The sequence below is a fragment of the Streptomyces sp. NPDC058864 genome (genome assembly GCF_042742985.1).
Lineage (GTDB): Bacteria > Actinomycetota > Actinomycetes > Streptomycetales > Streptomycetaceae > Actinacidiphila.
Genome location: NZ_JBHYMQ010000017.1, coordinates 70,951 through 84,239 on the forward strand (window position 1 = coordinate 70,951; position 13,289 = coordinate 84,239).

The following is a 13,289-nucleotide window of genomic DNA, read 5'->3' on the forward strand; positions in this document are numbered from 1 at the left end:
GCCCGGTGTCCTCCTTCGATCATGCGGGCGCCGTCTTCTTCGACGTCGACGGCACCCTCGTCCCGGGTACGAGTTCGTCCGTCTTCCTGGCCGGTTTCCTCGGCCACCGCGAGGAGTTGGCCCGGGCCGAGGACGGCTACGCCGCCGGTGACCTGGACAACCGGCAGGTCTCCGAGCTGGACGCCGCGGGCTGGGCGGGGGTGCCCGTGGAGCGGGTCGGCGGCTGGCTCGACGGGCTCCCGCTGGTCCCCGGCATCGCCGAGACCGTGGCCTGGTGCCGGCGGAACGGGTTGGTGCCCGTGCTGGCGACCCTCGCCTGGTCGCCCGTCGGCAGCCACCTGGCCGACCGCTTCGGCTTCCACGCGTTCGGCGGGCCCCGGCTGGAGACCTCCGGCGGGCGGTTCACGGGCCGGGTCGCCCGTCATTTCGACGAGTACGACAAACGCGACGTCGCCCTCGCCCAGGCGCGGCAGCTGGGACTGGCTCCCCGTTCGTGCGGGGCCGTCGGGGACAGCCGCTCCGACCTCCCGCTGTTCGCGTCCGTCGGATTGAGCGTGGCGTTCAACGCCTCGGCGGGAGCGCGTGACGCGGCGACCGTCACGGTGGACGACGGCGACCTGCGCAGCGTGCTCCCCGCCCTGGGCCGCCTGGTCTCCGCCACCCGCTGACGGCCCGGCGGACGGCCGGCTACCGCAGTGGTTCGCTCAGCTCGACGGAGCGCAGGGCCGCCGCCAGGGCCTGCCCGTCGCCGACGTCCAGAGCCGTGTCGGTCAGCTTGACGACGTGTTCGTCGCCGTGGGCCAGAGCCCGTTCGAAGACCTCCTCGGGTGTGAACGTGCCCGGCGGGGTGTACGCGACCGGCGCGTCCGGTGCGTACATCGCGGTCACCGCCGCCGAGGCCGTCCAGGCGGCCCGCAGACTCGGGACCCACAGGGCGCGCGGCAGTGCGGGCAGGGTGCGCAGGACGGCGTTGGGCGCGGTGGCCGCGTGGACCAGCATCGTCTCCTCACCGTGGCCGTGGGTGGCGTACCGGTGGGTGGCCGCCCGCACCAGCTCGGTGAGCCGTCCGCGGGCCTCCTGCGGGTCCGTGACGGCGGGTGCCCACACCGGCAGACCCGTGACCCGGCCCAGCCGGGCCGGGAACCCGCCGTCCCGTACGGCGATGGGCGGCACCGCGTCGAGGGCGGCGGCCGCGCTGCCCGCGCCGGGCAGCGGGGCCAGTTCCGCGACGGGGCGGTGGCGGGCGGCCCAGTAGCCGAGGCCGTGGGCGAGTTCGGCCAGGCGCGGCGCGGTGCTCTCGCCGGAGAGCAGGCTGCGCACGGCGTGGCCCACCCGGATCACCGGGTGCGTCGAGCCGCCGTACATGCCGGGCAGCAGCCGGGGCCACCACTGCGTGAGCACCTCCTGCCAGGGGTGCTCGGCGATCTCGCGCCCGAAGTGCTCGATCCAGTCGGCGGCGCGGCGCGGATCACCGAGCGCGGAACGCCAGTTGGCCGCCGTGACGGCCTCGACGCCGGACGGGAACTCCTCGAGCTTGCGCGCGTACAGGTCCAGCCAGCGGTGCACCGAACGGGCCTGCCCGCGGGCGGCGAGCGCCTCGACGGCCATCGGCGCGTGGTTGGTGAGCCGCCCGAGCCGTTCCGGCCCCGATCGGTGCAGCCGCTGGAGCGCTTCGTCGAGGGTCCCTGTCGTATCCATGGCCACGACGGTAGGCCGGGCGCCACGGCCGGCGTAACCGGCCCGGGACGTAGGACCGGGCCTAGGTCCGCCGCCCCGGGAGTGCCAGGTCCGCCGGCCCGGGGAGTGCCGCTACGGTGCCGGGACGAGGCCGTCCGCGACGAGACCGGCCAGGACGGCCTCACCGAGCGTGTGCACGGCGGACTGCGGGCGCACCATCACCGTGAACTCCTTGATCAATCCCGCCTCGTCGACCTGCAGCAAATCGATGCCGTGGATGTTCTTGCCGCCCACGGTGGCACGGAACACCAGCACGGTCGACGGCGCCTCGGTGCCGTCCGTGCCGGTCTCGACGGTGCCGTCGAGGGTCCCCACGTAGTGGAAGTCCTCGAACGTGCGCAGCAGGACACCGAAGAGCCCCATCACCATGGGCTTGCCCTCGAACGGCGTGAACTTCACCGGGCTGAAGAGGCGGATGTCGTCGTGGAACAGCTCGTCCAGCGCGCTGAGATCGCGGCGTTCGACGGCGGACCGGAAGCGGTCGGCGGCTGTCATGGCTCCTCCTGGTCGTGCGGCTCCGGACACCGGCACTCAGAAAATTGAATAGTCAGTTTCTTGAGTATCATGAGGGGCGTTCACACGGAAGAGCGCGGCACGCCGGAACAGGCGGACGGAGCGGACGGAAGGGGAGCCGGAATGGCCCTGCGGCACGCGGTCCTGGCCGCACTCCTGGACGGGGAACTCAGCGGCTACGAGCTGACCAAGGCGTTCGACATCGGCGTGGCCAACTTCTGGCACGCCCTGCCGCAGCAGCTCTACGCCGAACTGGCCAGGCTCGAGAAGGAGGGGCTGATCGCGGGCCGGGAGGTCGTCCAGGACAACCGGCCCAACAAGCGGCTCTTCCTCGTCACCGAGGGCGGGGTCGCCGAGCTGGAACGGTTCGCCGCGGCCGTCGGCAAACCCTCCTTCATCCGCGACGACCTGCTGGTCGCGGTGCAGGCCGCCGACGTCGTCGACGCGGGCGAGCTGATCGCCCGGCTGGGGGAGCGGGCCGCCTTCGCCGACGCCAAGATCGAGCTCTTCGAACGGCTCCTCGCGCGGATGCGCGGCGACCGTACCGAGGAGGAGTTCCTCGGCCGCGGCCGCCGCGTCGGCCCCTACCTCACCTGTCTGCGGGGCCTCGCCTTCGAGGAGGGCAACCGGGACTGGTGCCGGCGGGCCGCCGGGGTCCTGCGCGCGCGGGCCCGCGTCGCCGAGGAACGCTGACGGCCCGCCGCTCCCGGCCTCATCCCGCCCGCAGGGCGGCCGTCAGCCACGCGACCGCCGGGGCCAGCGCGGGCGGTGCCTCCTGGCCGCCCACCCGCGCCAGCAGCTGCCAGTAGCGCTCGTAACGGGAGTCGTGGGAGATCTCCAGCCGCTCGGCCAGCCACTCCCGGAACTCCGGGCCGTCCGAACGGCCCGACAACTCCGCGTAGGCGGCGACGAGTTCCGCCACGACCGGACGGGCCGACGGTGAGGCCGGATCGATGCCCGCCGCCACGGCGCCACCGGCGCGCTCGCGCAGCAGGTCGGCCGTCCGGCGCGCCGCCGCCGGATCGGGCTGCCCGCCCTCCGCCTGCGCACGGCTCTGGTCGGCCACGGCCCGGCGGACTCCGGCCCTGAAGTCCTCGTCCTGGATCAGCTCGGCCAGCTCCACCCAGGCGCCCACCTGCTCCGGCGAGGCGTCGTCGGGGAGTTCGGGCGTCGCGGCGCGCATCATCGCCGGGAATCCGGGGTCGACGTCGATGCCGCCGATGATGTGGTCGACGAACTCGTCGACGAGGCGGCGGCGTTCACGGTCCGAGAGGGTGGCGAGTCGGTGCATCAGTTCCGTCTCCTGTGGTGAGGCTCCGCGCCCCGCGACCGTCCGCAGCACCGCCTGGCGGATCCGCAGGGTGCGGATCTGCACCTCCAGCGCCTCGGCGTGGGCCGCTGCGACCTCGGCGACGGTGACCTCGCTGTCCAGGATGGAGTGGACGGACGCGAGGTCGATGCCGAGGTCGCGCAGCGTGCGCACGAGGGCCAGGCGGTCGAGCGCGGCCCGGTCGTAGAGCCGGTAGCCGGCGGGTGTCCGGTCGGTCGGCGGCACCACTCCGCTGTCCGACCAGTACCGGATGGTCTTCACGGTCAGACCGGTCAGCCGGGCCAGGTCACCGATGGTGTGGAGGGTGTCGTCGTCCATGTCCGTCATCCTGGGGTCTCCCGCCGCGGGAGACTCAAGCATGCGCCCCGGGGCCGCGGGCCCGCGCTTGAGTACCCGTACTCAGGCGCGATCCCGCCCCGGCTTCCAGACTCGCGTCATGACTCCTCCGGTCGATCGCCTCCCGACACGGCGTGCCGAGATCCTGACCGCCGTCGCGATGTTCCTCACCAGCCTCCTCCTGGCCGTCGCCGCGTACGTCGCCGTCGGCCTGTGGGAGGTGACCCACGATTTCTGCCTCGACGGGCCGGGCTGCCCCGGGCCCGATGCCGCCGACCTCGCCGTGTACGGCTCCGTCCTCGGCCTCCCGGCCGTCCACTCCGCCGGAACGGCCCTGGTCCTCGTGCGCCGTGGCTTCGGGGCCGCCGCGGGCGTGCAGGCGGTCTTCCTGACGGGGTGGCTCGTGCTGGTCGCGGTGCTCGTGCTGAAGCTGCTCGCGTCCTGACCACCGGCGCCGCACGTCACCAGGAGCGGGCCTCGCGCAGCAGCAGATCGCGGACGAGGCCGAGATGAGGGTGGTGGTCGGGGCCGGGGCGCTGGACGAGGTAGGCGGTGTTGATGGGCGGGTCCTCGGGTTCCAGCAGCGGCACGAGCGTCCCCCCGGCGAGGGCGGCGGCGCACAGATAGCGGGGAAGGACGGTGAAGCCCGCGCCCGCGGCGACGGTGGCCAGCACACCGCGCAGGTCCGGGACGGTCACGGCGGCCTGGGCGGCGAGCCGGCGGCCGAAGACGTGACGCCAGTACCGGCGGGCGATCGGCAGGTCCTCGGCGTAGGAGACGAGCGGGACGCCGCTCAGCGCGCCGGGCCCGCCGGAGGCCACGTCCAGCCGGGCGGCCCGCGACGGGGCGGCCACCAGGACGAACTCCTCGTCCATCAGGGGGACGGCGCTGAGCAGGCGGCCGCGCGGACGGTGCGTGGAGATCACCAGGTCGTGCTGTCCGGCCCGCAGCGACTCCAGCAGGTCGTCGGTGAGCCCGGTGCCGATCCGCAGCCGTACACCGCGCTCGACGAGCGGGGCCAGAGCCGGCAGCACCCGCTCGCACAGCACCTCCGCCGGGCCTCCGAGACGGACCGGTTCGGCCGGCTGGTCCGGGTCGCCGTGCCCGCGGTCGGCGACGGCGGCGAGCGCGTCCAGCGGCTCGGCGACCCGGCCGGCGAGCTCGTCGGCGAAGGGTGTGGCGGCGACCCCGCGGGGCAGCCGCTCGAACAGCTCCCGTTCCAGTTGCCCTTCGAGGGTACGGATCTGGGTGGTCACCGTCGGCTGGGAGAGCCCCAGGAGCCGCGCGGCGGCGGTGAAGGAACCCGCGCGGTGCACCGCGAGGAAGGTGCGCAGCAGCGTCAGGTCCAGGGACCCCCCGCCCGCGCCGCCGCCCCCGCGCCCCGGGCGCATTCCCGGTGACCCATTGGAATCCGTATGGCTCATGATGGTCATCCTATTGGAAACCGATGGGTTGCCCGTCCTACCGTCGAGGTCCCCGGCCCGCTCAGACACGGGCCGGCGGCTATCGAGCACCCCAAGGAGACCTGACATGGCGAAGATCCTGTTCGTCCTGACCGGCGCCTCGTCCTGGACGCTGTCCGACGGCACCGAGCACCCGACCGGCTTCTGGGCGGAGGAGGCCGTGACCCCGCACCGCGTCCTCACCGCCGCGGGGCACGAGGTCGTCGTCGCGACCCCGGGCGGTGCGGTCCCGGCCGTGGACCGCGGGAGTCTGGCCGCCGAGTTCAACGGTGGGGAGGACGGCGCCCGGGCCGTCGCGGAGGAGCTGGAGGCGATGACGGCGCTGCGGCATCCCATCAAGCTGGAGGAGGCGGACCTCGACGACTACGCCGCCGTGTTCTACCCCGGCGGCCACGGACCGATGGAGGACCTCGCCGCCGACCCGGTCTCCGGAGCCCTGCTGACCGCCGCCCTCGACTCGGGCAAGCCGCTCGGCGTCGTCTGCCACGGCCCGGCGGCCCTGCTCGCCGCCGAACGCGCCGACGGCAGCTGGCCGTTCGTGGGCTACCGGCTGACCGCCTTCTCCAACACCGAGGAGATCCAGGGCGGTCTGGCCGCCCGCGCTCCCTGGCTCCTGCAGGACCGGCTGGTCGCCCTCGGCGCGGACTTCCAGGAGGGCGAGCCCTGGGCACCCCACGTGGTGACCGACCGCAACCTGATCACCGGTCAGAACCCCGCCTCCTCCGGCCCGCTGGCCGAGCGCCTGCTCGCCGCGCTGGACTGAGGCTGGACCGGCCCGCCCGGCGCCCCCGAGGATGGGGTGCCATGACGGTGAACAGCGTGGCCGACGCCGACGCCCTGGCCCGCCTGGCGCACGAGGGGCAGACCGACCGCATCGGCGTGCCCTACATCGAGCACGTGCGGGCGGTCGCGGCGGGGCTCGCCGCCTTCGGCCCGGAACTGCAGATGGCCGGGCTCCTGCACGACATCATCGAGGACACCCCCTGGACCGCCGGCCGGCTGCGCGCCGCCGGCGTCCCGGACCGGGTCGTCGCCGTCGTCGAGCAGGTCACCAACCAGCCGGGCGTTCCCTACGAGGACAAGCTGCGGCGGATCACCGCCTGCCGCGACGCGGCCCTGGTGAAGATCGCCGACAACGCCCACAACAGCCACCCGGAACGGGCCGCGCGCCTCGACGAGGCGCAGCGGCTGCGGCTGGCCGCCAAGTACCGCCGCGCACGCGCGATCCTGTGGCCCGCGGTGCCCCGTGAGGACGTCGCCGCGATCCTGGCGGTCGTCAACACTGCGCTGCTGCCGGACCTTCCGCCGGCCGGCGGACCGCGGTGACCACCCGCTGCAGGCTGGCCAGCCAGATCGCGGCGTCGACGGCGTAGTACAGCAGCGGGTCCGGCGCCCGGCCGCCGGACGCCGCGCAGACGTCCGCGATGACGGTGCGGTCCGTCGGCACGTTCCGGTCCGGGGACTCGTCGGGCGCCGGACGCATGCTCCCCGAGCGCAGGTCGTACGTCAGCGGCAGTGTCGTCAGCCGCAGATGGTGCGCCGCGTCCCGCAGGTGCGCGGCGCTCAGCGGCCAGGCCGCCAGAGCGCCCGGCGGGCAGTGGTCCACCAGGGTCTGTCCCATGGTCAGGACCCGGTTCCCGGCCAGGACGATCGCCTGGAAATCCGTCGGCAGGGGCGGTTCGGCGCCGGGGGCGTCGCGTTCGGTCGCGAACTGCGCGTAGCTCGCCTCCGCGATCAGCTGGGCGAGCCGGGCCCGCGGCAGCGCGTCGCCCATCGGCCCCGTGCCGGTGATGCAGTCGGTGATCTGGGTGACCGCCCGGGTGCCCTGGTCCAGCAGCCGCGAACAGGCCCGCCCCAGCTCGCCCGTGCCGCCCCGCGGCCAGGCCAGCAACCCGACGAGGGTGCCGGTCAGCACGCCCGTCACCACGTCCGCGATCCGGAACGCGGCGAGTTCCGGACCCGCGGGGGCGATCTGCGTGAAGGCGGTTGCCACCGCGAGCGTGAAGAAGGCCTGGCCCCAGCCGAGTCCGAGCAGCGGCCCCGCGGTGAACGCCAGGAAGAACACCGGCGGCATCGCGACGGCGTACACCAGGGGCTGGTCGCCCACGAACCCCAGCAGCACCGCCGCCGCCCCGGCCCCGACCAGCGTGCCCCGCACCGCGGGGACCACGGTCGTACGGGTGCCGGCGGCACTGGTGCGCATCACGGTCAGCGTGGTCAGCAGCGCCCAGAAGCCGTGCGACAGCTCGAGCCCGCCCGCGATCAGCCGCGCCGCCGCCAGCGCCAGCGCGATGCGCACGGCGTTCTGGAAGTAGACCGAACGCGGCGTGAGGTGGGCCCGCATCCGGTGCCCGTACAGCGCGACGGGCGACTGCCCCGCGTACCAGAACGGCCCCGGCCCCTCCGCGGGCCGCGAGGCCTCGGACCGCACCGGCGCGCCGAGCGCGATCCGCACCGAAGTCACCAGGAAGGCCGCGGTGTACGCGACGTCGAGGGCGATCGCCCCGTCCCGCACCGTCGTCGCGGAGGCCGCCCCGGACACCGGCCGGCGCGCCCGGTGCTCCTCGAACGCCGTCGCCGCGGCCGCGCACGGGGCGACCAGGGGCGCCGGTGCCTCGCCCCGCAGGGCGCGGGCGGCGCTGTGGCAGGCGGTGGCCGAGGCCAGCAGCATCCGCGACCGCGCCGGGTCGGCGGCCGGAGAGCGCTCCGCCGCGTCATCCGCCAACTGCCCGGTCTGCGCCAGCAGGTGCCGCAGGTACGCGGCCCCCTGGCACAGTGCCCGGTCGCGCGCCCCCGCCGACGTCGGGCGCTCGTCCTTCGGCACGTGGCTCATGCGCAGTCCCTGCGCCGCCGCCAGCAGGCCCTCCGATCGCTCCCGCACCACCGGCGGCTCCAGCGCCAGCGACTGCAGGGCCTCCGCCGCGGTGTCGCACGCCTGGGCGAGCCGGTCCTGGTAGCGGCCGGGAGACGGCTGCGGCCACACCCACAGCTCGGCCGCGGCCATCAGCAGCACGCCGACCACCAGTCCGCACAGGCGCAGGCCCAACGTCTCCGGCTGGTACGGGGGGAAGCACGGCAGGATGTAGAACAACTGCAGGCCGTTGGCGAGCCCCACCAGCTTCGGCCCGCCCACCCCCGCGTACGTCACCGCGAAGCCGACCCCGAGCATCCCCAGCGCCGCCGTCCAGTCGCTCACGGCCAGCACCGTCCCCAGGGCGACCAGCAGCACGGCCACCGGCAGCGCGGCCAGCAGCGTCCGGGCGCGTTCGCCCGGCGTACCGGGCACGTACGAGAGGGCGCCGGAGGCGACCGCGCCGAAGAGGGCGTAGATCGCCACGACCGGGTCGCCGAAGCCGTACCGCGCCACGTAGAAGCTCAGGCACGCCACCAGCGTCACCCGCGCGGAACGGCGCACCGCCCGGAAGCCCGGATCACGCGCCCGCACCCACTCCAGCCCACCGCGACCGGGCACCCGCGGCCTCCTCGCTGCTCGGGTCCACGACACGCCGGACCCCTCCAGATCACCGTAGGCCGGGCCGCACCGCCCGGCCACCGCGCGGTCCGGCCGCGCCGGCGCCTCACAGACGTACGGTGACCAGCGCGATGTCGTCCGCCGAGCCCCCGGTGACGCCGAGCCGGGCCAGCAGGGCGTCCGCGAGCCGCTCCGCGGCGAGACCGGGCTTCTCGGCCAGCGCGGAGGTCAGCCGGGCCAGGCCCGTGTAGATGTCCTCCTTGCGGCGTTCGATCAGCCCGTCGGTGTAGAGCACCAGCGTGTCCCCCGGGCGGTACGACACGACCGCCTGCGGCCGGGTGACGTGGGCGGGGCGGGCCCCCAGGGGCGGGTCGGTGGCCCGGTCCAGCAGTTCGCAGCGGCCGTCGCCGTGGAGCAGCACGGGCGGCGGATGCCCGGCACTGCTGTAGCGGATCGTGTGCCGCTCCTTGTCGATCAGCGCGCTGACGGCGGTGGTGGCGAGCGCGCCTTCCACGCAGCGGGCGTACTGGCCGACGACCTCCAGGGCCTTCGCGGGCCCGTCGACGGTGCGCATCGCCGCGCTCAGCGCGCTGCGCAGCATCCCCATGACGCTGGCGGCCTCCAGACCGTGGCCCACGACGTCGCCGACCGCCACCGCGTAGCAGCCGGGCGAGAGGTTGACCACGTCGTACCAGTCGCCGCACACGTTCAGCGAGCCCGCGGCCGGCAGGTAGCGCACCGCGATGTCCTTGTGCTGGGCCAGGTCCGGCGAGTGGAGCATGGCCTCCTGCAGCGTCAGGGCGACCTGCCGCTCGCGGGCGTGGGCCTGGCGCAACTGGTCGTTGAGGCGCTGCAGCTCCCGGGCCCGTGCGTACAGCTCGGCCTCCATCGCCTGCTCCCGCTCGCTCAGGTCGGAGCCCTGCAGCTCGTGCCGGTGCCGGCGGGCCCGGACGAAGGCCGTCACGTCCTCGACCCGGTGGATGATCCACGCCACCGTGCCGTCCGGCCCGAGGACTGGGGTGTTGATCGGGCTCCACCAGCGCTCCTCGAACCTGCCGGGCTCGGCCACCAGCGGGATGTCGTACTTCTGCAGCGCCATCGTGTCGGGCTCGCAGGAGGCCAGCACCCGGTGCAGGGAGGCGCTGAGGTTGCGCACCCCGTCGGCGAGCGGGTCGGCAGGGTTGTCCGGGAACGCGTCGAAGATGTACTGCCCGATCAGGTCGTCGCGGGTGCGCCTGGTCGATTCCAGGTACGCCCGGTTGACGCCCACGATGACCAGCGCCGCGTCCAGTACGAGGTACGGGCTGGGCGTCGCCGCGAAGAGCGCCGCGTAGTCGATCTGCGGTGTCACCGCGGTGTGCTTCTCGTCGTCCCCCCGCTCGGGCAGGGCCACGCCACCAATCTATAAGCCGTTCGGCGTCCTCACCTGTCGCGTGGCGGGCGCCGCCCCCGGCCGGGCCGCCGGTGGTCAGCCCGAGGCGAGCGACGTACGGGACTCCAGGTCGCGCCGCGTGGCGTCGCCGTACTCGCCGCTCTCGTCGCCGCGGACGCCGTACCAGACCTGGAACCGGGCGACGGCAGCGGCGAGGCGGCCGTCGAAGCGGCCGTCGACGGCGCCGCCCGCGTACACGTCCGGGATGCGCAGCAGCCGGGCCTGCAGTTCGCTGACGGCCGGTCCGGTGTCGCCCTCGCGGAGTACCCCGCCGAGAGCGCCCGCTCCGGGGGACCCGGGAGCGGCCGCCGTGGGCGTGCCGGGCGCGGTGGGTGCGGCAGGGGCGGCACTTTGGGGCGCGCCGGGGTGGAGGACGCCGGGGGAGAGCAGCGCCAGCGCGAGTGCGAATCCGGCGGCACCGCCGGTGCCGGTCAGCACGGCGATGCGCACGGCACGCGTGGTGCGGGGGGCGCGCCGGGGCGGCGGTGCCGTCCGGGCCCCGGCACGGGGGTCGGCGGGCGGGGGAGCGGCGGGCCGCCGGGGAAACCGCTCGGTGCGCGGCGGCGGCCGGGTGCCGGGGCCGTCCCCCGGGGGCGGGGCGGAGCCGCCCGCCGGACGGAAGAGGTCGAGGGACTCCTCCCACGGTTCGTCCGGCCCCCCGGGCGCCTCCCGGGCGGGGATGATGCGCGTCGGCTCGATCATGCGGCGCCGTGACGGTCCTCCGCGGGACGGGTTCGGCACAGCGGTCCCCCTGTTCTCCCCCCGTCATCCGTTACGGGCCGACCACGCTATGACCCGCCGACCGGCAACGGCCCGGAATCTCCGAATTCCTCGCGGCCCGGGCCCTGTTGGAGTATGCGCGCGGTCGCCCGCGGTGGGCGGGCGCGGAGACGTGATGACCTTGCGGGGGCCGGTCGCCTATCGTCGTGGCTGCGGAGACCGCTCCGCGGGTGACGGCACCAAATGGAGGACGACTGTGCGCTACCGGGACCTGGGACGCAGCGGGCTGCGCGTGTCGGAGATCGGCTACGGAGCCTGGGGGATCGGCGAGTCCGCTTGGGTGGGCGCGACCGAGGACGAGTCCGTACGCGCCCTGAACCGGGCCGTGGACCTCGGGGTGAACCTCATCGACACCGCCCGCGGCTACGGCGAGAGCGAGCGCATCGTCGGACGGGTCGTCCGCGAGCGCGCACGGGCCGGCGAGGAGGTGCTGGTGGCCACCAAGGTGCCGCCGAGGAACCGGCTGTGGCCCGCCCCCGACGGAGTGGACCCGGCGGACGCGTTCCCCGGCGACCACATCCGCGAGAGCCTCGACACCAGCCTGCGGGCCAGTGGGCTCGACCACTTCGACGTGCTCCAGTTCCACGTCTGGAGCGACGAGTGGGTCGGCCGCGGGGACTGGGCGGAGACCGTCGCCGACCTCAAGAAGCAGGGCAAGATCCGGCTCTTCGGGGTGTCGGTCAACGACCACGAGCCGGACAACGCCCTCGCGCTGGTCCGCAGCGGGCTCGTGGACACGGTGCAGGTGATCTACAACGTCTTCGACCAGGCGCCGGCCGACGCGCTGCTGCCCGCCTGCGAGGAGCACGGTGTCGGCGTCATCGTCCGCGTCGCCCTCGACGAGGGCGGCCTGACGGGCCGGATCACCGCAGGAGCCACCTTCCCCGAAGGCGACTTCCGCAACCGCTACTTCCGCGACGACCGCCCCGGGCAGGTGGAGCGGCGCGTGGACGCCATCGTCGCCGACCTCGGCATCGACCGGGACGACATGGCCGAGACCGCCCTGCGGTTCGTGCTGAGCGCCCCCGCGGTCTCCACCGTCATCCCGGGAATGCGGTCGGTGCGCAACGTCGAGCGGAACACCGCGCTCAGCGACGGACGCCCGCTGACGCCGGAACAGCTCACCGTCCTGGCCCGGCACCGCTGGGAGCGCAACTTCTACGGCTGACCGCCGCAGCATGAACGCCCCCTCGGGGGAGGGCGCGCTTCCGGACGGAACGGGCCGTGCACGGAGGCGGCCATGTCGGCGTCGACGGCCCACGCCGATCCGCCGGGAGCGTCGCGCACGGCAGCGGTGAGCCGGGCGACACGACCCTCGCCTTCTGCCTCGGCGCCGCCCTGAAGACACTCGCGGTTCTGGTCGCGGCGGCCGTCGGCGTCCGTGCCGAGCGGCGCGGCACGGAGTCCCTGGCCGCCCCGCTCAGCGCCGTCGAGGAGCCGGCGGGGACCTCCGGTGCGACCGGCGCGCGCTCCTGAAGCGCCCCGCCGGGGCCCCGGGGGGCGTATCGTCCGGTGGGTCGTAGGCAACCCAGTGGGTCGTAGGCAACCCAGGTGAGGACCGCCGTGCGAAAGATCATCATGCAGATGGCGGTGTCCCTCGACGGCTACTTCGAGGGACCCGGCCGCGAGATCGACTGGCATCTGGTGGACGAGGAACTCCACCGCCACATGAACGAGCGGCTGAAGGTGATGGGAGGCTTCATCAGCGGCCGCGTCACCCATGAACTGATGGCCGCCTACTGGCCGACGGCCGACGCCGACCCGCGGAGCAGCCCCGCCGAGGCGGAGTTCGCCGGGATCTGGCGCGGCATGCCGAAGTTCGTGTACTCGCGGACGCTGGAGCGGGCCGACTGGAACACCACGATCGTGCGCGAGGTCGTGGCCGAGGAGGTCGCGGAGCTCAAGGCGCGGCCCGGCGGCGACCTGGTGCTCGGCGGGGCCGACCTCGCCGCCTCGTTCCTGCGGCTGGGCCTGGTCGACGAGTTCCGGATCTACGTCCACCCCGTCCTGCTGGGCCGGGGCAGGACGCCCTTCCCCGACGCCGGCACCCTCACCGCCCTCCGGCACACCGGGACGCGGACCTTCGGCAACGGGGTCGTGCTGCTCCAGTACGACCGGGCCGACGCCGACGCCGACGCCGACGCCGACGATGCCGGGCAGGCCGGTCGCTGACGCAGTGATTCCGACAGGACGACTCCCTCGAATCGGGGGAGGCGGCTGCATGCC

At 74.5% G+C, this 13,289-nt stretch carries 15 protein-coding genes; 8 read left to right on the forward strand and 7 right to left on the reverse strand.

Annotated elements, in window-relative coordinates; all coding sequences use genetic code 11:
- Window positions 1-5: 5 nt before the first annotated feature.
- A complete protein-coding gene (locus ACFW3D_RS15995; RefSeq protein ID WP_500504740.1) occupies window positions 6-668 on the forward strand; it encodes an HAD family hydrolase in 663 nt (220 codons plus the stop codon).
- A 19-nt stretch (window positions 669-687) separates the two neighbouring features.
- Here the strand turns inward: ACFW3D_RS15995 and ACFW3D_RS16000 are convergent, their stop codons facing one another.
- Window positions 688-1,698, reverse strand: coding sequence for a questin oxidase family protein (locus tag ACFW3D_RS16000; RefSeq protein WP_500504741.1), 1,011 nt, complete (start codon window positions 1,696-1,698; stop codon window positions 688-690).
- A gap of 111 nt (window positions 1,699-1,809) precedes the next feature.
- Window positions 1,810-2,232: a nuclear transport factor 2 family protein gene (locus tag ACFW3D_RS16005; RefSeq protein ID WP_500504742.1), complete on the reverse strand. Its 423-nt coding sequence runs from the start codon at window positions 2,230-2,232 to the stop codon at window positions 1,810-1,812.
- 141 nt (window positions 2,233-2,373) lie between these two features.
- Here ACFW3D_RS16005 and ACFW3D_RS16010 point away from each other — a divergent pair, with 141 nt between their 5' ends.
- Window positions 2,374-2,943, forward strand: a complete 570-nt coding sequence (locus ACFW3D_RS16010; protein WP_500504743.1) for a PadR family transcriptional regulator — start codon at window positions 2,374-2,376, stop codon at window positions 2,941-2,943.
- 19 nt (window positions 2,944-2,962) lie between these two features.
- Here ACFW3D_RS16010 and ACFW3D_RS16015 read toward each other — a convergent pair whose 3' ends face one another.
- Window positions 2,963-3,898 (reverse strand): MerR family transcriptional regulator, encoded by a 936-nt coding sequence (locus ACFW3D_RS16015; RefSeq protein WP_500504744.1) that lies wholly within the window; start codon window positions 3,896-3,898, stop codon window positions 2,963-2,965.
- Between the two features lie 118 nt (window positions 3,899-4,016).
- Here ACFW3D_RS16015 and ACFW3D_RS16020 point away from each other — a divergent pair, with 118 nt between their 5' ends.
- The gene (locus ACFW3D_RS16020; protein ID WP_500504745.1) at window positions 4,017-4,361 is read left to right on the forward strand and encodes a hypothetical protein; all 345 of its coding nucleotides are present in this window, start codon (window positions 4,017-4,019) and stop codon (window positions 4,359-4,361) included.
- 16 nt (window positions 4,362-4,377) lie between these two features.
- Here the strand turns inward: ACFW3D_RS16020 and ACFW3D_RS16025 are convergent, their stop codons facing one another.
- A complete protein-coding gene (locus tag ACFW3D_RS16025; protein WP_500504746.1) occupies window positions 4,378-5,340 on the reverse strand; it encodes a LysR family transcriptional regulator in 963 nt (320 codons plus the stop codon).
- 106 nt (window positions 5,341-5,446) lie between these two features.
- On the opposite strand from ACFW3D_RS16025, the gene ACFW3D_RS16030 reads away from it, so the two are divergent.
- Both ACFW3D_RS16030 and ACFW3D_RS16035 read left to right on the forward strand, forming a co-directional pair.
- The gene (locus tag ACFW3D_RS16030; RefSeq protein WP_500504747.1) at window positions 5,447-6,142 is read left to right on the forward strand and encodes a type 1 glutamine amidotransferase domain-containing protein; all 696 of its coding nucleotides are present in this window, start codon (window positions 5,447-5,449) and stop codon (window positions 6,140-6,142) included.
- Between the two features lie 41 nt (window positions 6,143-6,183).
- Entirely contained in the window at window positions 6,184-6,705 is a 522-nt protein-coding gene (locus ACFW3D_RS16035) for an HD domain-containing protein (protein WP_500504748.1), read from the forward strand.
- On the opposite strand, the gene ACFW3D_RS16040 is transcribed toward ACFW3D_RS16035, so the two are convergent.
- From ACFW3D_RS16040 to ACFW3D_RS16050, 3 genes are all read right to left on the reverse strand, one after another.
- Window positions 6,656-8,851 carry an FUSC family protein gene (locus ACFW3D_RS16040; RefSeq protein WP_500504749.1) on the reverse strand — a complete coding sequence of 732 codons (2,196 nt, stop codon included), beginning with the start codon at window positions 8,849-8,851 and terminating at the stop codon, window positions 6,656-6,658. The two genes, ACFW3D_RS16035 and ACFW3D_RS16040, sit on opposite strands and share 50 nt — an antisense overlap.
- A 106-nt stretch (window positions 8,852-8,957) precedes the next feature.
- Window positions 8,958-10,202 (reverse strand): PP2C family protein-serine/threonine phosphatase, encoded by a 1,245-nt coding sequence (locus ACFW3D_RS16045; protein ID WP_500504832.1) that lies wholly within the window; start codon window positions 10,200-10,202, stop codon window positions 8,958-8,960.
- 117 nt (window positions 10,203-10,319) lie between these two features.
- Window positions 10,320-10,985, reverse strand: coding sequence for a peptidoglycan-binding domain-containing protein (locus ACFW3D_RS16050; RefSeq protein ID WP_500504750.1), 666 nt, complete (start codon window positions 10,983-10,985; stop codon window positions 10,320-10,322).
- 274 nt (window positions 10,986-11,259) lie between these two features.
- Here ACFW3D_RS16050 and ACFW3D_RS16055 point away from each other — a divergent pair, with 274 nt between their 5' ends.
- From ACFW3D_RS16055 to ACFW3D_RS16065, 3 genes are all read left to right on the forward strand, one after another.
- On the forward strand, window positions 11,260-12,231 hold the full coding sequence (locus ACFW3D_RS16055; RefSeq protein WP_500504751.1) for an aldo/keto reductase: 972 nt from the start codon (window positions 11,260-11,262) through the stop codon (window positions 12,229-12,231).
- A 56-nt stretch (window positions 12,232-12,287) separates the two neighbouring features.
- Window positions 12,288-12,539, forward strand: a complete 252-nt coding sequence (locus tag ACFW3D_RS16060) for a hypothetical protein (RefSeq protein ID WP_500504752.1) — start codon at window positions 12,288-12,290, stop codon at window positions 12,537-12,539.
- 87 nt (window positions 12,540-12,626) lie between these two features.
- Complete coding sequence (locus ACFW3D_RS16065) at window positions 12,627-13,235, forward strand: dihydrofolate reductase family protein (RefSeq protein WP_500504753.1); 609 nt, start codon at window positions 12,627-12,629, stop codon at window positions 13,233-13,235.
- The last annotated feature ends 54 nt before the right edge of the window (window positions 13,236-13,289 follow it).